Source organism: Serratia bockelmannii (genome assembly GCF_008011855.1).
GTDB classification, from domain to species: Bacteria; Pseudomonadota; Gammaproteobacteria; order Enterobacterales; family Enterobacteriaceae; genus Serratia; species Serratia bockelmannii.
In genome coordinates, this window is the sequence record NZ_VOUX01000004.1 from 147,745 (window position 1) to 168,922 (window position 21,178).

20 protein-coding genes and 1 tRNA gene are annotated in these 21,178 nt (G+C 60.6%); 5 read left to right on the top strand and 16 right to left on the bottom strand.

The features are described 5' to 3' along the window. Positions 1-3,081 carry a MexW/MexI family multidrug efflux RND transporter permease subunit gene (locus FOT55_RS08050; RefSeq protein WP_049295354.1) on the top strand — a complete coding sequence of 1,027 codons (3,081 nt, stop codon included), beginning with the start codon at positions 1-3 and terminating at the stop codon, positions 3,079-3,081. A 49-nt stretch (positions 3,082-3,130) separates the two neighbouring features. Here FOT55_RS08050 and FOT55_RS08055 read toward each other — a convergent pair whose 3' ends face one another. The 4 genes from FOT55_RS08055 to FOT55_RS08070 form a co-directional block, all read right to left on the bottom strand. Then, positions 3,131-3,931: a DNA/RNA non-specific endonuclease gene (locus FOT55_RS08055; RefSeq protein ID WP_015377376.1), complete on the bottom strand. Its 801-nt coding sequence runs from the start codon at positions 3,929-3,931 to the stop codon at positions 3,131-3,133. A 191-nt stretch (positions 3,932-4,122) separates the two neighbouring features. Then, a complete protein-coding gene (locus tag FOT55_RS08060) occupies positions 4,123-4,437 on the bottom strand; it encodes a hypothetical protein (RefSeq protein ID WP_016928271.1) in 315 nt (104 codons plus the stop codon). A 236-nt stretch (positions 4,438-4,673) separates the two neighbouring features. Further along, complete coding sequence (gene wrbA / locus FOT55_RS08065; RefSeq protein WP_025302329.1) at positions 4,674-5,273, bottom strand: NAD(P)H:quinone oxidoreductase; 600 nt, start codon at positions 5,271-5,273, stop codon at positions 4,674-4,676. Positions 5,274-5,351: 78 nt separating this feature from the next. Continuing rightward, positions 5,352-5,969: a LysE family translocator gene (locus tag FOT55_RS08070; protein WP_043141841.1), complete on the bottom strand. Its 618-nt coding sequence runs from the start codon at positions 5,967-5,969 to the stop codon at positions 5,352-5,354. 68 nt (positions 5,970-6,037) lie between these two features. On the opposite strand from FOT55_RS08070, the gene FOT55_RS08075 reads away from it, so the two are divergent. Next, on the top strand, positions 6,038-6,961 hold the full coding sequence (locus tag FOT55_RS08075) for a LysR family transcriptional regulator (RefSeq protein ID WP_147823342.1): 924 nt from the start codon (positions 6,038-6,040) through the stop codon (positions 6,959-6,961). On the opposite strand, the gene FOT55_RS08080 is transcribed toward FOT55_RS08075, so the two are convergent. Both FOT55_RS08080 and FOT55_RS08085 read right to left on the bottom strand, forming a co-directional pair. Further along, positions 6,945-7,415: a helix-turn-helix domain-containing protein gene (locus FOT55_RS08080; protein WP_147823343.1), complete on the bottom strand. Its 471-nt coding sequence runs from the start codon at positions 7,413-7,415 to the stop codon at positions 6,945-6,947. The genes FOT55_RS08075 and FOT55_RS08080 overlap by 17 nt on opposite strands. A 117-nt stretch (positions 7,416-7,532) precedes the next feature. Next, on the bottom strand, positions 7,533-8,108 hold the full coding sequence (locus tag FOT55_RS08085) for a helix-turn-helix domain-containing protein (protein ID WP_141969664.1): 576 nt from the start codon (positions 8,106-8,108) through the stop codon (positions 7,533-7,535). A 67-nt stretch (positions 8,109-8,175) separates the two neighbouring features. Between FOT55_RS08085 and FOT55_RS08090 the strand changes: the two genes are divergently transcribed. Continuing rightward, positions 8,176-9,099: a DMT family transporter gene (locus FOT55_RS08090; RefSeq protein WP_147823344.1), complete on the top strand. Its 924-nt coding sequence runs from the start codon at positions 8,176-8,178 to the stop codon at positions 9,097-9,099. A gap of 48 nt (positions 9,100-9,147) precedes the next feature. On the opposite strand, the gene cycA is transcribed toward FOT55_RS08090, so the two are convergent. Beyond that, entirely contained in the window at positions 9,148-10,548 is a 1,401-nt protein-coding gene (cycA, locus tag FOT55_RS08095) for a D-serine/D-alanine/glycine transporter (protein ID WP_043141829.1), read from the bottom strand. A 349-nt stretch (positions 10,549-10,897) separates the two neighbouring features. On the opposite strand from cycA, the gene FOT55_RS08100 reads away from it, so the two are divergent. Next, positions 10,898-10,973: transfer RNA gene (locus FOT55_RS08100), tRNA-Lys, on the top strand. Between the two features lie 220 nt (positions 10,974-11,193). Here the strand turns inward: FOT55_RS08100 and FOT55_RS08105 are convergent. Together FOT55_RS08105 and FOT55_RS08110 are read right to left on the bottom strand one after the other, a co-directional pair. Further along, complete coding sequence (locus tag FOT55_RS08105; RefSeq protein ID WP_025302336.1) at positions 11,194-11,697, bottom strand: DedA family protein; 504 nt, start codon at positions 11,695-11,697, stop codon at positions 11,194-11,196. A gap of 74 nt (positions 11,698-11,771) precedes the next feature. Continuing rightward, the gene (locus tag FOT55_RS08110; RefSeq protein WP_025302337.1) at positions 11,772-13,085 is read right to left on the bottom strand and encodes an MFS transporter; all 1,314 of its coding nucleotides are present in this window, start codon (positions 13,083-13,085) and stop codon (positions 11,772-11,774) included. Positions 13,086-13,469: 384 nt separating this feature from the next. Between FOT55_RS08110 and FOT55_RS08115 the strand changes: the two genes are divergently transcribed. Next, entirely contained in the window at positions 13,470-13,772 is a 303-nt protein-coding gene (locus tag FOT55_RS08115) for a putative quinol monooxygenase (RefSeq protein ID WP_147823345.1), read from the top strand. Positions 13,773-13,883: 111 nt separating this feature from the next. Here the strand turns inward: FOT55_RS08115 and FOT55_RS08120 are convergent, their stop codons facing one another. From FOT55_RS08120 to FOT55_RS08150, 7 genes are all read right to left on the bottom strand, one after another. Continuing rightward, positions 13,884-14,444: a hypothetical protein gene (locus FOT55_RS08120; RefSeq protein ID WP_147823346.1), complete on the bottom strand. Its 561-nt coding sequence runs from the start codon at positions 14,442-14,444 to the stop codon at positions 13,884-13,886. Continuing rightward, positions 14,428-14,994 carry a GNAT family N-acetyltransferase gene (locus FOT55_RS08125; RefSeq protein WP_043141821.1) on the bottom strand — a complete coding sequence of 189 codons (567 nt, stop codon included), beginning with the start codon at positions 14,992-14,994 and terminating at the stop codon, positions 14,428-14,430. Before FOT55_RS08125 ends, FOT55_RS08120 begins: the two co-directional genes overlap by 17 nt. A 123-nt stretch (positions 14,995-15,117) precedes the next feature. Beyond that, positions 15,118-15,837, bottom strand: a complete 720-nt coding sequence (locus tag FOT55_RS08130) for an enoyl-CoA hydratase-related protein (protein WP_147823347.1) — start codon at positions 15,835-15,837, stop codon at positions 15,118-15,120. Next, positions 15,830-17,002, bottom strand: a complete 1,173-nt coding sequence (locus FOT55_RS08135; RefSeq protein ID WP_147823348.1) for an MFS transporter — start codon at positions 17,000-17,002, stop codon at positions 15,830-15,832. Before FOT55_RS08135 ends, FOT55_RS08130 begins: the two co-directional genes overlap by 8 nt. Continuing rightward, complete coding sequence (hemA, locus tag FOT55_RS08140) at positions 16,999-18,210, bottom strand: 5-aminolevulinate synthase (RefSeq protein ID WP_025302343.1); 1,212 nt, start codon at positions 18,208-18,210, stop codon at positions 16,999-17,001. Before hemA ends, FOT55_RS08135 begins: the two co-directional genes overlap by 4 nt. A gap of 15 nt (positions 18,211-18,225) precedes the next feature. Next, positions 18,226-19,437 (bottom strand): acetyl-CoA C-acyltransferase, encoded by a 1,212-nt coding sequence (locus FOT55_RS08145; RefSeq protein ID WP_060432848.1) that lies wholly within the window; start codon positions 19,435-19,437, stop codon positions 18,226-18,228. 9 nt (positions 19,438-19,446) lie between these two features. Then, on the bottom strand, positions 19,447-20,976 hold the full coding sequence (locus FOT55_RS08150; protein WP_147823349.1) for a 3-hydroxyacyl-CoA dehydrogenase NAD-binding domain-containing protein: 1,530 nt from the start codon (positions 20,974-20,976) through the stop codon (positions 19,447-19,449). Between the last annotated feature and the right edge of the window lie 202 nt (positions 20,977-21,178).

Sequence of the window (21,178 nt, forward strand, 5' to 3'; positions counted from 1 at the left end):
ATGACATTTACCGATCTGTTCGTGCGCCGGCCGGTGCTGGCGCTGGTGGTCAGCACCCTGATCCTGCTGTTCGGCGCGCTGGCGCTCAGCAAACTGCCGATCCGCCAATACCCGCTGCTGGAAAACTCTACCATTACCATCAGCACCGACTATCCCGGCGCGTCGTCCGAGCTGATGCAGGGCTTTGTCACGCAGCCAATCGCCCAGGCGGTGTCGTCCGTCGAGGGCGTTGACTACCTTTCTTCCTCGTCGGTTCAGGGGCGCAGCGTGGTGACGGTGCGTATGGCGCTGAACCGCGACTCCACCCAGGCGCTGACCGAAGTGATGGCCAAGGTCAACCAGGTGCGCTACAAGCTGCCGGAGCAGGCTTACGATCCGGTGATTGAGCGGTCCGCCGGTGAAGCTACTGCCGTGGCCTATGTCGGTTTCTCCAGTAAAACGCTGTCCACACCGGCGCTGAGCGAATACCTGACGCGGGTGGTGGAGCCGATGTTCACCACCATCGACGGCGTCGCCAAGGTGGAAGTGTTTGGCGGGCAAAAAATGGCGATGCGCCTGTGGCTGGACAGCGATCGGCTGGCCGGCCGCGGCCTGACTGCCGCCGACGTGGCCGACGCGGTGCGGCGCAACAACTACCAGGCGGCGCCGGGCAAGGTAAAAGGGCAGTACGTGGTTGCCAACGTGCGGGTGAATACCGATCTCACCAGCGTGGAAGAGTTCCGCAATCTGGTGGTGCGCAACGACGGCAACGGCCTGGTGCGCTTGAAAGACGTTGGCACCGTGGAGCTAGGCGCCGCGGCCACCGAAACCAGTGCCCTGATGGATGGCGAACCAGCGGTGTTCCTCGGCGTCTTCCCTACGCCGACCGGCAACCCGCTGGTGATCGTCGACGGCATTCGTCACCTGATGCCGGCGATCGACAAGATGCAGCCGCCGGGCGTGAAGATGGCGCTGGCGTTCGAGACCGCGCGCTTTATTCAGGCCTCGATCGATGAAGTGGTGCATACCCTGCTCGAAGCGCTGGCGATCGTGGTGGCGGTGATCTATCTGTGTCTGGGGTCGCTGCGCACCGTGTTGATCCCGGTGGTGACCATTCCTCTGTCGATCCTTGGCGCTGCAGGGCTGATGCTGGCCTTCGGCTTCAGCGTCAATTTGCTGACGCTGCTGGCGATGGTTCTGGCGATCGGTTTGGTGGTGGACGACGCCATTGTGGTGGTGGAGAACGTACATCGCCATATCGAAGAGGGGAAAACGCCGCTGGCGGCGGCGATGATCGGCGCACGCGAGGTGGCGGGGCCGGTGATCGCCATGACGCTGACGCTGGCGGCGGTCTATGCGCCGATCGGCCTGATGGGCGGGCTGACCGGCGCGCTGTTTCGCGAGTTCGCGCTGACGCTGGCCGGTGCGGTGGTGGTGTCCGGCGTGGTGGCGCTGACGCTGTCGCCGGTGATGAGCTCGCTCCTGCTGCCGGCCAAACAGAGCGAAGGGCGCGTGGCGCACGCCGCCGAGTGGTTCTTCGGCGGCCTGACGCGGCGCTATGCGCGCGCGCTGGACTTCTCGCTGCACCACCGTTGGTTGACTGGGACGCTGGCGCTGTTGGTGATGATCAGCCTGCCGCTGTTGTACCTGATGCCGCAGCGCGAGCTGGCGCCGACCGAGGATCAGGCCATCGTACTGACCGCCATCAAGGCGCCGCAGCACGCCAACCTGAACTATGTCGAACGCTTCGCCTACAAGCTGGATGAGGTCTACAACCGCATGCCGGAAACCGAAAGCCGCTGGATCATCAACGGCAGCGACGGCACGGCGTCCGGCATTGGCGGTATCAACCTGACGCTGTGGCAGGCGCGCCAGCGCTCGGCGTCGGTGGTGCAGGCCGATCTGCAACGGGCGGTGAACGATGTCGAAGGCACCAGCATTTTCGCCTTCCAACTGCCCGCCTTGCCGGGTTCCACTGGAGGGCTGCCGGTGCAGATGGTACTGCGTACGCCGCAGGACTACCCGCAGCTGTACCGCACCCTGGAAGAGGTGAAGCAGAACGCTAGAAACAGCGGCCTGTTTATGGTGGTGGACAGCGATCTGGACTACAACAACCCGCTGGCGGAGGTGCATATCGACCGCGCCAAGGCCAACAGTCTGGGGATCCGCATGAGCGACATCGGCGAATCGCTGGCGGTGCTGGTGGGGGAGAACTACCTCAATCGCTTCGGCATGGACGGGCGCGCCTATGACGTCATCCCGCAAAGCCTGCGCGAACAGCGGCTGACGCCGCAGGCGCTGGCGCGGCAGTACGTCCGCACCCAGGACAATACGCTGGTGCCGCTCTCCACCGTAGTATCGGTGGCCGTTAAGGTCGAACCGAACAAGCTGACTCAGTTTAACCAGCAGAACGCCGCCACCCTGCAGGCCATTCCCGCCCCCGGCGTTTCGATGGGCGAAGCGGTGGCCTTCCTCGAACGGCAGGCGAATGCGTTGCCGGCCGACTTTAGCCATGACTGGCAAGGGGATTCGCGCCAATATACCCAGGAAGGCAGCGCGCTGGCGTTCGCGTTCCTGGCGGCGTTGGTGATCATTTACCTGGTACTGGCGGCGCAGTACGAGAGCCTGAAAGATCCGCTGATCATCCTCATCACCGTGCCGCTGTCGATCTGCGGCGCCTTGCTGCCGCTGGCGTTGGGCTACGCCACGATGAATATCTATACCCAGGTCGGGCTGGTGACCCTGATCGGGCTGATTAGCAAGCACGGTATTTTGATGGTGGAGTTCGCCAACGAACTGCAGATGCATCAGGGGCTGACGCGGCGCGACGCGATTTTGCAGGCGGCGCAAATTCGCCTGCGGCCGGTGCTGATGACCACCGGGGCGATGGTGTTCGGTTTGATCCCGCTGCTGTTCGCCAGCGGTGCCGGTGCCGCCAGCCGCTTCGGGCTGGGGCTGGTGATCGTCTCCGGCATGCTGGTGGGCACGCTGTTTACCCTGTTCGTGCTGCCGACGGTGTACACGCTGTTGGCGCGCGATCATGCGGTGGCGTCGCCCCGGCAGCGTGAGTTGGCCGCCGCGCAAAAGGCGCTGACGGAATAAACCGCCGGCGCCCGTATGAAAAATAAACCCGCCTCGGCGGGTTTTTTCGTCAGTTTTTGCAGCCCATCAACTCCGGCAGGACGCCGGGCTTGCTCTTCAGCGAAGCCTGCACGTCGTCCGGCAGACCGGCCCAGATGATCAGGCCGGTGCGTTTCTCGATCTCGTCCACCGTCACGCGGAATTGGCAGAAATCGGCGCCCTTCGGCGTGTTCTGATCGAACAGGAAGGCGGCATAGTGGTTCACCGCCGGGCTGTTGTTGATGAAAATCACCTTCCAGTAGGCGCTGGGGATGGTATGCGCTTTCTGGGTGCCCGGCAGTTTGCCCATATCGCGTTCATACAGCGGCCCGGTCACGGTATAGACCGAGGAGATATCGGCGCGATCGATCAGCTTGCGTTCCTGATCTTCCAGCCGCGCCCAGGCGCCCTGGTTAAGATCGGACTTTTGCGGCGTGATGTTGGACAGGTAGTTCAGCGATTCCCAGTCGGAAACGCCCGCCAGCGAAGCCAGCGGCGCCTGATGACCGCGATCGACCTTCAGCGCCGCATTGGCGCCGGTGTAATCGGCGGGCGCTAACGTGTCCGCCGGGTTGAGCGCCGGATCGGTTTTCCAGTTGCGCGTCTTGCCGCTGGCCGGTGTGTCTTTGGTGATGTGATAGGCCACCCAGTTGGCGAACTTGGTGGTGCTGTTGTTGTTCAACGTATAAGCATGACGCACGATAGACACGTTGCTGCTGCCACCAGTCGGGCAGCCGACCGCGCAGTTGTCGATGGATTCGAGCGTGTCGGCCGACGCCTGAGCGGCGAACAGCAGGGCGGCCAGGGCCAACATCTTGTTGTTAAAGCGCATATTCATATCCTCAATAAGTTAAAAAGTACTGTATGTATTTACAGTAAAATAAACTTATCGCAGTGAAACGAATACAACAATGCAACATATTCATGTTGCGAATGTGTCAGTCATGGTACAGCCAAGCCGCACGTGAAATGCGGCAGAAATGAAAACGGCGTCCAACAGACGCCGTTCCAAAGGGGGGAGGATTACTCCAGCAGGTCGTTGACCGTGCGGCGAACGTAATGCGTCATCTGCGCCAGATCGTCCGGTGATACCGGGCCGCCGCCGGCGCGCACCACCTGCTGTTCGATCTGCGCGATTTCCTGCTCGACCTTGTTGGCGATCTGTACTTTGACTATCTTGTCCACCGAAGACAGCAGCACCTTCAAGACGACTTTTAGCGCGATGTTTTCGCAGAACGAGTCGTAGTGATGAACCGGCGGCGGCGGGGCCGGAGCCGGCTCGGGCGCGCGCGGAGCCAGAGCCTTGAAGCTGTCTACATTTTCAATAATAAGATCCATGTCTCTTATTAGTTCATCAAAATCTTTAGACACTGACTTATTCCCTTCGCTGTGCGCAAAAAACAGAACGCCCGTCCTCGGGCTGAAAGCGGATGAGCGACGGGCAGAACGAATTCGGGCCTGGCCTTCAGACGCTGAATGGCCGGGGGAGGGGCATTCTAACCTTGCGGCGGGTTGGCAACAAGATGGGGCCGTGCGAATGCGCGGCCCTTTGGATCACGGGGGCTGGAGGGTGCTTAACTTTTCAGCTTGGCGGTGATTTTAGCCACGTGTTCGCCCTGATAACGGGCAATGGTCAGCTCTTCGTTACTCGGCTGCCGCGAACCGTCGGCGCCGGCGATGGTGGTGGCGCCATATGGAGTGCCGCCTCGCACCTGCGAAACGTCAAACAGCTCCTGCGTCGCATAGCCGATCGGTACGATGATGAAACCGTGGTGCGCCAGCGTGGTCCAGGTCGAACTGATGGTGTGTTCCTGGCCGCCGCCGGTGCCGGTGGAGGAGAAGACGCTGCCTACCTTGCCGTACAGCGCGCCGGAAGCCCACAGCCCGCCGGTTTGATCGAGGAAGGTGCGCATTTGCCCGGCCATATTGCCGAAGCGGGTTGGCGTGCCGAAGATAATGCCGTCATAGTCCGCCAGTTCTTGCGGGCTGGCGACCGGCGCCTGCTGGTGTTGCTTGCCCCCGGCTTTGGCGAAGGCCTCCGGCGTCATGGTTTCCGGCACGCGTTTAATCGTCACGTCCACGTCGTTGACACGGTTCGCCCCTTCAGCCACCGCCTGCGCCAGGCGTTCGATGTGGCCGTACATTGAGTAATAAAGCACCAACAGTTTCGTCATGTTTCGTACTCCCGCTCAGATGATTAACAAAAACCCCTGATAAGCATAGAAGCGAATGACGAACTTGGCGTCGTGGCGTTACCTGATGCCGGCGATCGCCAACAGGGCGCCAAAGACAATCAGCAGCCCGCCAAAGGTGCGGTCGATGCCGCGGCGTAAACGCAAAAAGCGCGCATTGACGCCAGGCGCGGAAAACAGCAACGCAACGGCAGCGAACCAGAACACATGGACGGCGGCAATAAAGAGGCCATAGCCAATTTGTACACCGAGCGGGGTGTGCGGAGAGACGACCTGCATGAATAGGCTGACGATGAAAATGGTGGTTTTCGGGTTTAACGCGTTGGTGAAAAAGCCGGTTTTCAGCGCGCCGAAATCGCTGATGGCGGCCGGCGCGGTGCTGGGCGTGGCATCCTGATGCGCCGCGTTGCGCAGCAGCGTAAAGCCAAGATAGATCAGATAAGCGGCGCCGATGCCTTTGAGCAGGTTAAACAACCAGGGCGATTGTTGAATCAACACGCCGACGCCAATCAGCGTATAGCTGACATGAACCAGTACGCCGGCGCCGATGCCACAGGCGGTCAATATGCCGGCGCGGCGTGAGAGCAGCAGACTGTTGCGCGAGACCATGGCGAAGTCCGGCCCTGGGCTTATCACGGCGAGTAAAGTAATGGTGACGACAGCGATGAGTTCAGTCATAGTTATCCTTGCGATGTTTAACAATAGAGTGACTGATTTATAAGAGTAATTTTTCTCGGTGACAAACGATGAATAGTGACAATATCGGTGAGAAAAACTCACGCAAAATCGGCAGGCCGTTGCCGTTGGGCGGACTGCGCTGCTTCGAGACCGCCGCGCGGCTGGAAAGTTTTACGCAGGCGGCGCAGGGGCTGAATTTGACGCATGGCGCCGTCAGCCGGGCGGTGCGGGCGCTGGAAGAGGAACTGGGCGTGGCGTTGTTTGAGCGCCGCCATCGGCGAGTTCTGCTCACGGCGGCGGGGCGCAAGCTGTTTCATGCGACGCAGCAGGCCTTCGGCATTCTGGATCATACCGCGCTGGAACTGCGTCAGCAGGCGCTCGACGCGCCGCTGGTCTTGTCTTGTGAACCGACCTTATTGATGCGTTGGCTGATCCCGCGCCTGCCGGCTTTTCAACAGGCGCACCCGGATATCAACTTACAGCTGGTGGCCGGCGGCGGGCCGTTTTCGTTCCATGACGGCATAACGGCGGCGATCAGGCGCAATGACTTCGATTGGGGAAAGCAGGTGCATAGCCTGGCGCTGTTCAGTGAAAAGGTTGGGCCGGTGTGCCAACCTGCGGCATTGGCAAGGATGACGATCGCTGAGGGCAGCCTGCGGAGTTTGCGGCCCGGCGCGAAGCTGCTGCATGCCGCCACCCGGCCGGATGCCTGGTGGCATTGGGCGCAGCAACAGGGGATGGCCTTGGTGGGGCATACAGAGCAGCGCTTTGATCATTTCTATTTCAGCCTGCAGGCGGCGGTCGCCGGTCTTGGCATCGCGATGGGCCCGTGGCTGCAAGTGCGAGACGATCTGGCCGCCGGCTTGTTGAGCGCACCCTTTGGCTTTACGCCTGACGGCAGCGGTTATTACCTGCTGTCGCCGCAGCCGATCGTACCGGGCAGCGCGCTGGCCCGGCTGGCCGAGTGGTTGAGGCTCACGGCAGACGCCTGAGTTTTTGCGCCAGCCGCTGTTCCTGCCAGCGGCTGAAGACGTTACGAAGCAGTAGAGTGCGCACCGCCCGCATGACCAGCGCGAGGCTCATGCCGCCGATCGCCCACAGCGACCAGAGATATTGCGGGTGGGTAAACCAGTTGATGACGAACAACATCACGCCAATCACGGCGAAACGCAGCGCCATGCTCAGCAGTTTGCCTTCTGCCGCGACCTGGCGACGAAGGCGCTGTTCGTCAGGCGTCTCTTCCTCCATTGCCTGTTGCGGCTGCGCATTGAGATCGCTGACCTGCACGCCCAGCGCGGCAGCGATCGCGGTCAAGGTTTCCAGGCTGGCCTGTTCACCGTTTTCAATCCGCTGGACGGTGCGGGTGCTGAGGCCGGCGATCGTCGCCAGCTGCTCCTGCGACCAGCCTTTTTCCAGACGTAATGGCCTGATGCGGTACTTTTGCATGGTGCACTCCTGAGTTCGCTGTCACTGTCATTCAGTGTAGGGCGAGCGGGATGGCGGCGCCACGACAGCGGCACGACAGCGACACGACATCCGCCGCCGGTGCGGGTCGGCGGGCGGTCAGAAGGCGACGTTGCGGATAAAACGCAGGGGCAGGTCGCCGTGGTTGGCGTAAGCGTAGCGTTGATCGCTGTTGAAGGTTTGCGCGGCGCCGGCGCTGAGCGTCAGCGTATCTTGTTCCAGCTCCAGCGTCAGGGTACCGGCAATCACGTAGATCATTTCGCTCCAGCCTTCGGCGTCCGGCGCAGAGTCATAGCGCTCGCCCGGCATCAGCGTCCATTCCCACAGCTCAGCCCGCTGCCGCGCCGGCACGCTGGCGGCGAACAGCGCCTGGCTGCCCGGCTGCGCGCCTTGCCAGGCCAATTCCCCGACCATATGGCTGCCGCGCGCCTCCGGCGCCTGGATCAGATCGGTGAAGGAAATCGCCAGGGCGGCGGCGATCTTGTCGAGCACCGCCAGGCTGACGTTGCGATCGCCGGCCTCGATGCCCGCCAGCATGCGGCGGCTGACGCCGGAAAGCTCGGCCAGCGCCATCTGGCTCAGGCCCGCCTGTTGGCGGTAGCCGCGCAGATTGCTGCTCAGGTACTGCAGCACCTTGGGGGGATCGGTTTTTGCGTTATGCGCCGTATTGCTCATCGCCGGACTTTATCTCATACTGGCAGGATCTGTGCATTATATTGCACTCAGCAGGAAGGGCAAGCCGGTGTCAGCAGCAAAAAAATCCTTTATTTCCGCCGTGGTTCCGCAAATCAGGCTGCCGGAAGCGGTGTTGATTTTCATCACCATGATCTGGGGCGGCACCTTTTTGGCGGTGCATCACGCGATGCAGGTCAGCGGGCCGTTCTTTTTCGTCGGCCTGCGTTTCGCCACCGCCACGCTGGCGCTGACCCTGTTTTCGCTGCGCGTCCTGCGCGGCCTGACCCTGTATGAACTGAAGGCGGGCGGGCTGATCGGGTTGGCGATTATGTTTGGTTACAGCATGCAAACCGTCGGTCTGCAGACGATTACCAGCAGCCAATCGGCGTTTATCACCGCCATGTACGTGCCGATCGTGCCACTGTTGCAGTGGCTGGTGCTGGGGCGGTTCCCCGGCATCATGTCGTGGATCGGTATTCTGTTGGCCTTTACCGGCCTGATGCTGCTGGCGGCGCCGAGCAGCACCGACATGACGCTGAGCCTCGGCGAAATGCTGACGCTGGCCGGTACCCTGGGGATGGCGGCAGAGATCATTCTGATCGGCGCCTTCGCCGGTAAGGTGAATATCCGCCGGGTGACCATCGTGCAGCTGGCGACCGCCTCGCTGACCTCATTTTTAATGATGGCGCCGACCGGCGAGTCGCCGCCGCCGTACTCGGATTACCTGCTGTACAGCGCCATTGGGCTGGGGCTGGCCAGCGCTTTGATTCAGCTGACCATGAACTGGGCGCAGCGCAGCGTTTCGCCGACGCGGGCCACGGTGATTTACGCCGGCGAACCGGTCTGGGCGGGCATTGTCGGGCGGCTCGCCGGTGAACGTTTACCGGGCGTGGCGTTGTTGGGGGGCGCGTTGATCGTGATTGGGGTGGTAGTCAGCGAGCTGCGCATACGGCGCAAGGGGAAAGCAGCGGTGGCGACGGAAGCGGATTAGCGCAGAGGCGTAGAAAGAAAGGGGCGGAGAGATCCGCCCCTTTTTGCATCACGCGGTTTTCTTCTTGCGCAGGAACACGTAAGACAGGCCGAGCACGATGAACCACAGCGGGGTGACGATCAGTGCCTGGCGGGTGTCTTCGCGCAGCGACAGCAGCACCAGCACGAACACGAAGAACGCCATGCATACCCAGCACATCAGCTTGCCGGCAGGCATCTTGTAGATCGATTTCTGGTGCAGCGCCGGGCGCTGTTTGCGGTAAACCAGATACGAGCACAGGATGATGGTCCAGACGAACATGAACAGAATCGCCGATACGGTGGTCACCAGGGTGAAGACCGTCATCACGTTCGGGATCAGGTAAATCAGCACCACGCCGCCCAGCAGGCAGATGCAGGAGAAGGTGAGGCCGTTGGCCGGCACCGCGCGCTTGGACAGGTTGGCGAACGATTTCGGCGCGTCGCCTTCCTGCGCCAGCCCGAACAGCATGCGGCTGGTGGAGAACACCCCACTGTTGGCGGAGGAGGCGGCGGAGGTTAGCACCACGAAGTTGATCACGCTGGCCGCGGCCGGCAGGCCAATCAGCACGAACAGTTCAACGAACGGGCTCTTGTCCGGCACCACGGAGTTCCACGGCGTCACCGACATGATGACGATCAGGGCGAACACGTAGAACATGATGATGCGGATCGGAATCGAGTTGATGGCGCGCGGCAATGACTTCTCCGGATCCTTGGTTTCCGCGGCGGTAGTGCCCACCAGCTCAATGCCGACGAAGGCGAATACTGCGATCTGGAAGCCGGCGAAGAAACCGCTGATGCCTTTCGGGAACATGCCGCCGTCATTCCACAGATGGGTGAATGAGGCCACGGTGCCGGTCGGCGATTGGAACTGCATGGCGATCATCACCAGCCCGGCGACGATCAACCCGACGATGGCGACGATTTTGATCATCGCAAACCAAAACTCCATTTCGCCGAACATTTTCACCGTCGCCAGATTAAGGCCGAGCAGCAACAGCACGCACAGCAGTGAAGCAATCCACTGTGACAGTCCGGGGAACCAGAACTGGGCGTAGGCGGTGATCGCCACAACGTCGGCGATGCCAGTGACCACCCAGCAGAACCAGTAGGTCCAGCCGGTGAAGAAACCCGCCCACGGGCCGAGCAGATCCGCGGCGAAATCGCTGAACGATTTGTATTCCAGGTTAGACAGCAGCAGCTCACCCATGGCGCGCATCACGAAGAACAGCATAAAGCCGATGATCATGTACACGAAGATGATCGAAGGGCCGGCCAGGCTGATGGTTTTACCGGAGCCCATAAACAGACCGGTGCCGATGGCGCCGCCGATGGCGATCAGTTGAATATGTCGGTTAGTAAGGTTTCGCCGTAGATGATCTTCTGAAGCGGGCGTCGCGTCAGTCGCTATTTTAGAGTGATCTACCATCTGATGATGTCCTGTTTTACCTGTCATTAGTGAAGTCGTGAGCTCTGAAGTGGCTCTTTTTTATACATTTATCCGGTTGGTCCGGCTTTAGTAAGGTAGTGCAATAACGCCACCTTTGTGCAACATGTTTACAACATTTATACGTGGGATAAAAGTCGATCAATCTTTACACGGAGGAGGCAAATCGGACGTTCAGGGAGCGGAAGATTACTCTTCAAAAGGTGGGATTAACAGACCTTATGCGGCTTATCTCGTTGATTAAACAAAGAGTTGTAAAAATCGCATGAGAAAAAGTAATGAGTGGAAGCGTTTGACAGCGGCACTGGCGAGGAGGACAATTTATCGCGTTGGGTCGTTAGCTCAGTCGGTAGAGCAGTTGACTCTTAATCAATTGGTCACAGGTTCGAACCCTGTACGACCCACCAACCAAATCAGCGTGTTACGCACAGACTTTTCTCTGTTTTTTCCCTCATGGCGCCGTTTTAAGCGCGCATTCTGCAAAAAAATTCGCATTTTTCGACTGATGTTCAGAAAGGTGATCTGGCGCAAACTGCGATGTTGCACCGTACTTTATACGGCAAGGGAGGCTGTGCGCTGGCGCAACGTCGGCGCAGGGATGGGGCATTTGCCCAAGAATCTTTCAGGTCAAGAAGCGGGGAATAAATGCGCGGCCGACATCAAGAGGAGTGCCCAAACGGCGGCTGAGAGCGCGGCGGTGGCATAGACGTGCCTCGCCGGCAGTTGCAGCATGCCGGCCATCAGCGGCACGGTGTAGCGCATCACCGCCAGGAAACGCGAGGCGAACAGCAGCGGTAGCCCGCGCTTTTGCAAGGAACGTTGCGCTTTGTGCAGCGGAGTGTGAAAGCGTGCCGGCAGCCGGCGGCCAAGATCGTGGCGGCACAGCAGCGCGCCGCCGTGGAACGACAAGATCGATCCCAACGTGGCGCCGAGGGCGATGGCCGCCCAAACGGCACCGAGGGGCAGCGTGTGTTTGCCTGCAAGGATGCCTACCAGCAGCGTCACCGAGGCGGGCGGCAAGGCGGAAGACACCACGATCACGGATTTTCCCAGCGCGAACAGGAAAATCAGCAGCAGCAACATCTCCGGTTCCGGGCTGTATTTAGCGATAATGTGCGTCAATTCATCCATTTCATACCTGCGGGGGAGAGGGCTGAGTGCCAGTGTCCCACCCGCAGGTTCAATAATGGCTAAATAACGCGCCGCTATCCGGCAATCTCTGCGTCTTGCTTGCTCACGTCGGCGCGCCGGTTTCTGAGCGCCCACAACAGCGTGGCGCACAGCAGTGAAAAGGCGGCCAGCACCAGCGGCCCGGCATGCGGGCTGTGAAAACGCTGTTCCGCCTCCGTGCGGATCAGCGGGGCTAAGAAGCTGAATGCGGCGCCGAGCGTGGTGCAAAAACCGATGCCGGCCGCCAGCGCCGGGCCGGTGAGCACCTGCGCGGGAAACGTCCAGAAAATCGGCTGTACCGCCAGGAAACTGACTGCGCAGCAGCTCAGGGCGACGATAGCGAGCAGAGGGCCGGCATAGGAAGAAACGACCAACCCCAGCGCTGCCGCGACCATGCACCCCACGGCGATCGGTAATCTTCTGGCGGTTTTTCTGTCGGCATAGCGCGGCAGGAAATAGACGCCCAGCGCGGAGAACGCCCAGGGAATGGCGGCCACCAGCGAGGCCTTGAAACCGAGATGGGTGCCCATCAGCGAGGCGACCTGCGACGGCAGGAAAAACATCAGGCCGTACACGCCGATTTGCAGGGTGCCGTAGATCAACGCCAGATGCCAAACGGTGCCGCTTCTCATTGCCGCTTTGACGCTGCTGGTTTCGGTCTGCTGCTGTTCGTCAGCCAACTGTGTGACCAATGCCGTGCGTTCTTCCTCGGTCAAAAAGCGAGCCTGCCGAGGGTTATCGTCGAGATAGAAAAAGGCGAAGACGCCGAGGGCGACGGCCGGCAGCCCTTCCAGCACGAACATCCAGAACCAGCCGGGTTTACCCAACACGCCGTGCATCTCCAGCAATGCCCCCGACAGCGGTGAGCCGAGCGTCAGGGCCGCCGGCACGCCGAGCACGAAAATGCCAATGACCGAGGCGCGCACCTTATTGGGAAAATAGATCGACGCCAGCAACAGGATGCCAGGGTAAAAGCCGGCTTCGGCGATCCCCAGCAGAAACCGCAGGATGATAAATTGCTGTTCGTTGGTCACCAGCCCGGTACAGGCCGACAGCGCCCCCCACAGTGCGGTGGTGGCGCTAAGCCAGCGTTTGGCGCCCCAGCGGTTCATCAGCAGATTGGCCGGGATGCCGAACAGCGCATAGGCGGCAAAAAATATCCCGGCGCCCAATGCGAAGGCGGATTGCGACAGCGCGATGTCGATAGCCATCGCGTCCTTGGCAAAGCCGACGTTAACCCTGTCGATAAACGCGATGAAGTACATGGCGAACATCAAGGGCACCAGTCTGCGCCAGGTTTTGCGGATGGCGGCGTTGAGCGCTGGAACGGCATAGGTGGCGTGATTCACTGGCGATAACCTCTCTTCTGAGAATGACAAGCGTCGGTCATAAGGACCGTCCTGGCGCCGTTGCCCTCAACACGACGGTCACAGCGGATTTTCTTCGTGAGATATAAAGGTCTAAAGGACTAATGGTCAGGCCTTTAAGGGCGAAAAAAATGCCGCGTATCGGGTCGGCAGGTTGATGCAGACATCACCATAGTGAATGGTGTGTTGCTTTTTTGTTAATCAAACGTTCACACAGGGCTATGGCGCGTTCAAGCGTTTTGATCGAGATCTGTGTGCGTTATCACCGAATTGGCAACCCGGTGATAGACCTGGAGTAGGGCGCTTTCATCTCGGGAGTGAGGACGATAAGGTGAAGCACGGCAAAACAGAATGCAGGAGCGCAACATGCTGAAGGTCATCGCTGAAGATTTTATCCATCCGGAACACATTGACACCGTTATGCCATGGTATCGCGAGCTGGTGGCGAAAACCCGTCAAGAGCCGCTGTGCATCAGTTATGAACTGTGCATCGACCAGCAGGATCCCGGGCACTTTATTTTTATCGAAAGCTGGCCGGACCGCGCCGCCCTGGACGTGCATTGTCAGACCGAGCATTTCACCCGGCTGGTGCCGCAGATCAATCAGTATCAGCGCAAGCCTTGCACCTTCCTGTTTATGCAGGCGTTTCCTGAAACAGGCGATAAATAGGCGAAAAAATCCCCGCAGGGGGCGGGGTCAATGGCTTCTCACTACTATCTTGTTGTGATTAAAAAATAGGCTGATAATGATTTTCATTCTCTAAGAATGCTCTTAAATGAATCAGCTTGGTGAATGATTCACTACCCGCTTTTCGCTGGCGGTTTTAATGGCGCGCAGCATGCGGCGTCTTATCAACCCGCTCACCAGGCGAATAGCATACCAATACGGGGTAAACCGCCGCCGGCTGGCGTCGTCGGGGCAGAAGATGCGCGTTTCCGTCACCAGACGGCAGCGCCCACCCTCGAGGGGACTCACGACATACCCCAGCGCCAGTTTGGCGACGCCGGGCTGAGCGAAGGCCAGAAAGCCCGCTCCGTCAGCGACCTGCTCCAGACCGTACTCAGCCTGCCAAAAGCGGCCGATCAGGCCATAGACCAACGCGCTGTCATCCTGCTCAAGCAGGCAAAAATTATGCAGGCCAAACGGCGGCGGGCTGGGCTTATCGCGTGGCATCAGCCGCGCGGGCAATTCGCGCAGCGCTATCATGCTGCGGAAGAAACGATCGTGCTTGGGATCGTAGGCGGCCACGGCCGCCAGGATCCGAGCCTGCGGCGCGGCGATGGCGATCGCATGCCGTTCCGAGAACTGGTATTGCCCAAGGTATTTATTCAGCAGCGTCATGCCTTGCATTCTCCCGCCATTCGCTTTGCAGCAGGGCAAAGCCGAATTCGTCGCCCCATGCGCCTTTGAAAAACACGTTTTGCCGCCAATAGGCCTCGCGGCGAAAACCCAACTTGCCGAACAGCGTGGCGGCGCCAAGATTACGCGTGTCCACCACCGCAGTAATACGGTGCTTCGCCAACGGCCCGAACAGCAGAGCGATGACGGCGCTCAGCGCCTCGCGCGCCAGCCCTTGCCGCTGGTGGCTGGGCGCGAAGGTCACGCCCAGTTCAGCCTGGCGCCCCTCATCGAAGAAATGCACCGCGACATCGCCGAGCAACGCGCCGTCCTCACGGCGCTCGACCGCCAGCTGGAACCAGCTGTCGTCACGGTTGAACGCGAGCTGCCGTTGCCGTTCGAAAAAGGCCTGCGCATCGGTGGCGCTGTAGTCGCTCCAGCTTTGATAGCGCGCCACGTCAGGGTGACTGCGGTAGGCGGTAAAGTGGGGCAGATCGTCGGCCGTGAACGGGCGCAGGATCAGTCTGGGGGTCTGCAGAGGCAAAAGGCGCATTATTTTTCCTTATCAGCGCATTAGGACTACCGGCAGTGTAACCCAGCGCCGAGAGGCGGGCTGCGTAAAATGAGCGGTGGAGGACAAACGGGAAATGCCGGTTCAGACGAACCGGCAGGGGCATTATCGGCGGGCGGCGGCCTGACGCAGGCGCTCGACCGGGCCTTGTTGAAAATCGAATGAGGGGGCTTCTTGCCGTGCCAGCCCCTGGCGCACGATGGCCTTCACCGCTTGGCTGGCAGCAAGATCTTTTCCGGCGATCTGTTCGGCGATGCGCAGCGCTTCTTCCCGGGCCGTCCCCTCGCTGATACGGGAAATGGCGCCGTGTGACAGCGCCTCCTGTGCGCCGACGGTTCTGCCGGTCAGCAGCCAGTCGAGCGCGACATAGGGGGAGATACGCGTCGGCAAGCGCGCGCACCCACCTTGTGCGGCGACTAACCCGAGCCCGGTTTCGGGGAAGCTGAAGCGTGCGTTCTGGCCGGCGACGATCAGATCGCACGCCAGCGCCAGCTCAAATCCGCCTCCGTACGCGATGCCGTCAACGGCGGCGATGATCACCTTGGCAATCTGTGCATGGATCAGCCCGCCAAACCCCTCCGGCGTGACGATGGGCAGTTCACCCTGATGAAAGGCGTTGATATCCATGCCGGCGGAAAATACCGCCGGTTGGCCGGCCAGCACGATCGCTCGCACCGAGTCATCGTTATCCGCCTGCCGCAGGTAGGTGCGGATCAACTCGGCCATCTGCAGGTTGATGGCGTTCTTTTTTTCCGGCCGATTAAGGGTGATGACCGCAACCTGCGCGCCATGGCGCTCATAAAGCACCGGAAGAACTTCACTCATCGCTGGCTTCTCCCCGGAAAAACAACAGCGTCAGCAGCAGGGCGATGGCGCCGAGCGGCAGCGAAAACAGCGGCAGGTAATAGGCCGGCAGCGCGTAGAGCGTCAGGCCGCCCAGCATCCCGCCCGCCGCGATGCCGGCGTACAACACCGAGCTGTTGAGCGACACGGTCAGCGCGCCAAAGCGTTTCGATAGCGACAACAGGTGATGCTGGATCGGTACTAGGTACATCCAGCCGGTAATGCCCCAGACGAGGAAGATGGCCAGTACCCACCAGGGCGAGGTGACATAAAAGGCCAGCAAAAACAGAGACAGCGTCTGGATCGCCACGGAAAACAGCAGCACGAACTTGCTGCCGAGGGCATCGGTTAACGCGCCGGAAGCAAAATTGCCGATCACCGCGCCAATGCCGAACACCAGCAGCGCGAGGGGCAGGATCGCCTCAGGGCCGAACTGGGTGTTTTTCAGCAACACGCTGACGTAGCTGTAGACGATGTGTTCCGAGCAAACGGCAAAAAAGGTGATCAGTAGCGTAGTCAGCACCGCCTTTTGCCGCAGCGGAGCGAGCCGCTCTTTCAGCGAATGCTTGCCCGGTGGCGCAATGGCGCGCAGCGCCAGCGAAAGGCCCAGCAGCGCAATCGCCCCCAGCAGGGCGATGAACAGAAAGATTTCACGCCAGCCGATCAGTTTGGCGAGAAAGGTACCGAACGGAATGCCGAGCGCAATAGCCAACGTCATACCGCCATAGACGATGGAAATAGCCAGGCCGCGGCGTTTTTCCGCCACCAGCCCCACCGCAGCGGCGGCGGCCTGCGGCGTGTAACAGGCCGCCCCCAATGCCGCCAGCACTCTGCCGAACGCGATCTGCAGATAGCTGGTGGCCCAGGCGCAGGCCAGGTTGCCGGCGATGAACAGCACCAACGCCAACTGCAGGATATGCTTGCGGTTGACATTACCCAGCAGCCAGGCGGTGAGGGGGGCGAACAGCATATAAGCCAGCGCGAATATCGATATCAACTGCCCCGCTTGCGCGGGGCTGACGGCAAAGGTGTCGGAAATGTCGCTGAGCACGCCGGCGACGATAAAGGCGTCGGTGCCGATGGCGAACGTCCCGGTCGCCATCAGACAAAGCGTGACCAGATGGCCGTTATAATCCGCTAACTTCATCCTGCCCTCCGCAGATCGTTCGCTGCCCAGACCCGGCCTAGTGCCGCCAGGAAGGTCTCCACGTCGGCATGGGAATGTGCCGAGGTCGGCGTTACCCGTAGTCGCTCGCTGCCTGCGGGCACCGTCGGGGCATTGACCGGTTGCACGTAAATATCATGCTCATCGAGCAGCACTTTACTGATGTGTTTGTTGCGGTGCGGATCGCCGACCAGCAGCGGCAGGATATGGCTGTCTGCCGACACCAGCGGAATGCCGGCGGCGCGCAGGCCGGTTTTCAGGTGATCGACGATCGCCAGCAGGTGCTTGCGCTGGGTGTCATGCTCGAGGTTGTATCTAAAACTGGCCAACGCGGCGGCTACCACCGGCGCCGGTGACGAGGTGCTGAAGACGAATGCCGGCGCCCAGCTGCGCACCGCTTCCACCACCGAGCGGGGCGCGGCGATATAGCCACCCGCCGCACCGTAAGACTTGCCGAATCCGCCTTGGATAATAGTGATTTTATCCAACAGGCCCAGCTGTTCGGCATAGCCCAATCCCCGTTCGCCATACACGCCGGCCGAATGAATTTCGTCGAGATAGGTCAGCGCCTGATACTGTTCCGCCAGCGCCACGATCTGCGCCAGGGGAGCAAAGTCACCGTCCATGGAATACAGCGATTCGAAGGCAATCAGCTTTGGCCGCGCCGGATCGGCGGCCTGCAGCAGCTCGGCGAGGTGTGCTACATCATTGTGGCGGAAGATTTTTTTCTCCGCTTTACTGTAGCGAATCCCGTAAATCATCGAGGCGTGATTCAGTTCGTCGGAGAACACGATCAGATCGGGAATGGCGTCGCACAGGGTGGATAAGGTGGCGTCGTTGGCGCCGAAACCGGTGGTGAACAGCAGCGCCGACTCTTTGCCGTAGGCGCTGGCCAGCAGCGTTTCCAGCTCGCTGTGGTAGACCGAGGTGCCGGAAATGCTGCGGGCGCCGCAGGTGCCCAGCCCGACCCGGTTAACCGCGTCGGTGGTGGCCAGCAGCACTTTGGGGTGGTGGCTCATTGCCAGATAGTCGTTCGAGCACCAGACGTTGAGACGGCGCTCGCCGTGGTGCCCGTGGCTGGTGGCCCAGGGTTTGTCCTGCACGCCGCGTTCAAGGTTGAGAAACTCGCGAAAACGCCCCTGTTTTTTGGTTTCCGCCAGCTTTTCTTCAAGAATGTTCAGTACGCTCATCGTATGTTCCTTGTGTTAAACGGCTTTAAGGTTTAATGACAGGCCCTGACCGACGCCGACGCACATCGTCACCAATGCGTTGCTTGCCTGTCGGTCGCGTAATTCCAGCGCCGCCGACAGCACCAGGCGCGCACCGGACATCCCCAGCGGATGACCGAGCGCGATGGCGCCGCCGTTCGGGTTGACCCGCGCGTCGTTGGCGTCGATGCGCCAGTGTTTCAGCGCCGCCAGAACCTGTGAGGCGAACGCTTCGTTAATCTCGATGATGTCGAAGTCGTTCAAGGTGAACCCGCCGCGCTGCAGTAAGCGCTCGGTGGAGGCGATCGGCCCCAGCCCCATCAGCGCCGGTTCAACGCCGGCGGCCGCGCTGTCGCCGATCTCCGCCAGCGGTTGCCAGCCCTGGCGTTTCACGTAGCGACCGGAAGCCAATAGCAGCGCGGCGGCGCCGTCGTTGATGCCGGAAGCATTGCCCGCCGTGACCGAACCGCCGGCGGAGAACGCCGGTTTCAGCGCCTGCAGCTGTTGCAACGTGCTGAGCCGGGGAAATTCATCCTGCGCGAATGTGCGGGTGTTTTTACGATCCGCCGGCACGTCCACGGGCGTGATTTCCCGCGCCAGCCGGCCGCTGTCGATCGCCCGGCGGGCCTTTTGCTGCGAGGCCAGCGCGAACAGGTCCTGTTCCTCGCGTGAGATATGTTGCCGTTGGGCCACGTTTTCCGCCGTGATGCCCAGCGGGTCGCTGCCGTAGCGCTCCGCCAGCCGCGGATTGACGAAGCGCCATCCCAACGTGGTGTCATACAGCTTCACGCCTTTGTCGAACGGCGTTTCGCCCTTGCTCAGCACATAGGGTGCGCGGCTCATGCTTTCCACACCGCCGGCCAAAACCAGTTCGCTAAGACCGCTGCGGATTTTCGCCGCGGCGTAGATCACCGCATCCAACCCGGATGCGCAAAGGCGGTTGAGGGTGATGGCCGGCACCGACGGGTCCAACCCGGAAAGCAGCGTTGCCATGCGGGCGACGTTGCGGTTGTCTTCGCCGGACTGATTGGCGCAGCCCAGAACCACTTCGTCCAGATTCGCTTCCGCCGCCGGATGGCGCTGCAGCAGGCCGCGAATGATCGTCGCCGCCATGTCGTCGGGGCGGGTATGCGCCAGGCTGCCGCCATAGGCGCCGATCGCCGTGCGCGTGCCGTCGATCAGATAAACGCCGTCATCGTTAATGTTCATCATGGCTCCTCAAGGCGTGGTCGTCAGCGCCGGTTGCGCGGCGTGCAGAAGGGTGTAATGCGGCGCATAGCGCGCTGCGTGCAGCAGCTGCGCCAGATTGCTCAGCGTCGTCCTGACGTTTTTCTCCCCCAGTTTACCGAGCCAGTCGAAAATGCCGCCGGCGTAGTTAACGCCCGCGACGGCGGCGACATCAATGTCTTCCCGGCTGCAAACGCCGCTTTCCACCATGATCACCGACTCATTGATCAGGCTGCTGAGGACGCGAGCGACGATCAGCGCCGGGGAATCTTTGATAAATTCAACCTGCGGGATCGCAGTGTGCAGCAGGCGTAAAAACAGCGCCTTATTGGCCGCAGAGGCATAGCGATTGTGCGCCGCAACCAGATACGCCGTGTCGGCGTAGTTCAGGGCGATGTCGACCACAAAAGCGTCAGCCGTCGTCTGCTCGGCTAACTGGCTCGCCGTGCGGCCATCGGTGATGCTGACGGTGAATGCGTCATTGATCTGGACGGCCGGCCCCAGGCTCGGTAAGGCCGGCCGTTGTTCCACGCGCAGCTGTGGCCACTGACGTGCGGCTCGCTGTTGCAACAGGGTAAAAAAAGGGTGTTCGCCGTAAACGCGCAGCGTCTCGACGTCTGCATCGATGGCGGCCGTCACTGGCGGGGCGGTTTCTTCGGCGGCAAAATAGGAGCGGCCGTTCTTTTTCCCCAACAGACCGGCATCGACCAGCGAACGCTGCAGATGGCCGGGGGTATAGCGCGGGTCGTATTGCATGTCCTGCCAGATTTGCCGGCTGACCTGATAGTTGATGTCCTGGCCGATAAAATCGGTCAGCTCGAGCGGCCCCATGCGGAAGTGTCCGCCGGCCTTGAGGGCACGGTCGATCTGCGGCGCGCGCGCCACGTGTTCTTCCAACAGGCGGAACCCTTCCAGGTAGTAGGGGCGGGCCATGCGGTTAACGATAAACCCCGGCGTGGCCTGGCAGACGACATCGCGTTTCCCCAACGCGGCCACCAGTTGACGGCAACGTTCCGTGGTGGCGTGTGCGGTAAAGTAGGCCGGGATGATTTCAATCAGTTTCATCAGCGGCGCAGGGTTGAAAAAGTGCAAACCGATAAACCGCTCGCTGTGCGTCACCGCGGTTGCCAGCTTGTTAAGTGACAGTGAGGAGGTATTGGTGGCGATCAGCGTATCGGGCTTGACCACTGCGGCGATGGCCGCCAACACCTCAAGTTTGGTTTGTTCATGCTCGGCGATGGTTTCTATCACCAACTCGCTGTCGGCGATAGCCTCAAGCGCCGTCGAGAACACCAGATTGGCCAGCACTGAGCTTTTATCCTGCAGCGCGATCTTGCCCTGTTCGACTTTCTTGTTCAGGTCTTGCGCGATATATTCGCGAGCCTGATTGAGGGTATTGCCGTTGCGATTATAAAGCACCGTACGAATGCCTTTGTGCGCGAAAAGATAAGCGATGCCTCTGCCCATCGTTCCCGCGCCGATAATCGCAGCCGATTGAATTGCCGCATTACTTTCTGCCATAGAAAATCCCCGTCACTGTATGCCATGCGAAATTCGCAAATGCTTATTATCTCTTTGGATTTACGGCGGCACCGGGTGCCTGTTTGGAAAGTAATTGGCGGTGTCCTGGCTGTCTAACGGTAGAAATGACAGGTTTACGTCCTGAAGGGATTATGCTATTCGCGTAGTTTTCCTGTTCGGCGCAATAAAAAGGCTTATTTTA

Bases quoted from the DNA above. Each gene is read 5' to 3' on its own strand.
- FOT55_RS08135 (WP_147823348.1), bottom strand. From the start codon at position 17,002: ATGAAGTTAGCGGATTATAACGGCCATCTGGTCACGCTTTGTCTGATG.
- FOT55_RS08120 (WP_147823346.1), bottom strand. From the start codon at position 14,444: ATGACGCTGCTGAATAAATACCTTGGGCAATACCAGTTCTCGGAACGG.
- FOT55_RS08125 (WP_043141821.1), bottom strand. From the start codon at position 14,994: ATGCGCCTTTTGCCTCTGCAGACCCCCAGACTGATCCTGCGCCCGTTC.
- FOT55_RS08130 (WP_147823347.1), bottom strand. From the start codon at position 15,837: ATGAGTGAAGTTCTTCCGGTGCTTTATGAGCGCCATGGCGCGCAGGTT.
- FOT55_RS08055 (WP_015377376.1), bottom strand. From the start codon at position 3,931: ATGCGCTTTAACAACAAGATGTTGGCCCTGGCCGCCCTGCTGTTCGCC.
- FOT55_RS08080 (WP_147823343.1), bottom strand. From the start codon at position 7,415: ATGCAAAAGTACCGCATCAGGCCATTACGTCTGGAAAAAGGCTGGTCG.
- FOT55_RS08070 (WP_043141841.1), bottom strand. From the start codon at position 5,969: ATGACTGAACTCATCGCTGTCGTCACCATTACTTTACTCGCCGTGATA.
- FOT55_RS08145 (WP_060432848.1), bottom strand. From the start codon at position 19,437: ATGAACATTAACGATGACGGCGTTTATCTGATCGACGGCACGCGCACG.
- cycA (WP_043141829.1), bottom strand. From the start codon at position 10,548: ATGGTAGATCACTCTAAAATAGCGACTGACGCGACGCCCGCTTCAGAA.
- FOT55_RS08075 (WP_147823342.1), top strand. From the start codon at position 6,038: ATGAATAGTGACAATATCGGTGAGAAAAACTCACGCAAAATCGGCAGG.
- FOT55_RS08105 (WP_025302336.1), bottom strand. From the start codon at position 11,697: ATGGATGAATTGACGCACATTATCGCTAAATACAGCCCGGAACCGGAG.
- FOT55_RS08085 (WP_141969664.1), bottom strand. From the start codon at position 8,108: ATGAGCAATACGGCGCATAACGCAAAAACCGATCCCCCCAAGGTGCTG.
- FOT55_RS08060 (WP_016928271.1), bottom strand. From the start codon at position 4,437: ATGGATCTTATTATTGAAAATGTAGACAGCTTCAAGGCTCTGGCTCCG.
- FOT55_RS08115 (WP_147823345.1), top strand. From the start codon at position 13,470: ATGCTGAAGGTCATCGCTGAAGATTTTATCCATCCGGAACACATTGAC.
- FOT55_RS08050 (WP_049295354.1), top strand. From the start codon at position 1: ATGACATTTACCGATCTGTTCGTGCGCCGGCCGGTGCTGGCGCTGGTG.
- FOT55_RS08150 (WP_147823349.1), bottom strand. From the start codon at position 20,976: ATGGCAGAAAGTAATGCGGCAATTCAATCGGCTGCGATTATCGGCGCG.
- hemA (WP_025302343.1), bottom strand. From the start codon at position 18,210: ATGAGCGTACTGAACATTCTTGAAGAAAAGCTGGCGGAAACCAAAAAA.
- wrbA (WP_025302329.1), bottom strand. From the start codon at position 5,273: ATGACGAAACTGTTGGTGCTTTATTACTCAATGTACGGCCACATCGAA.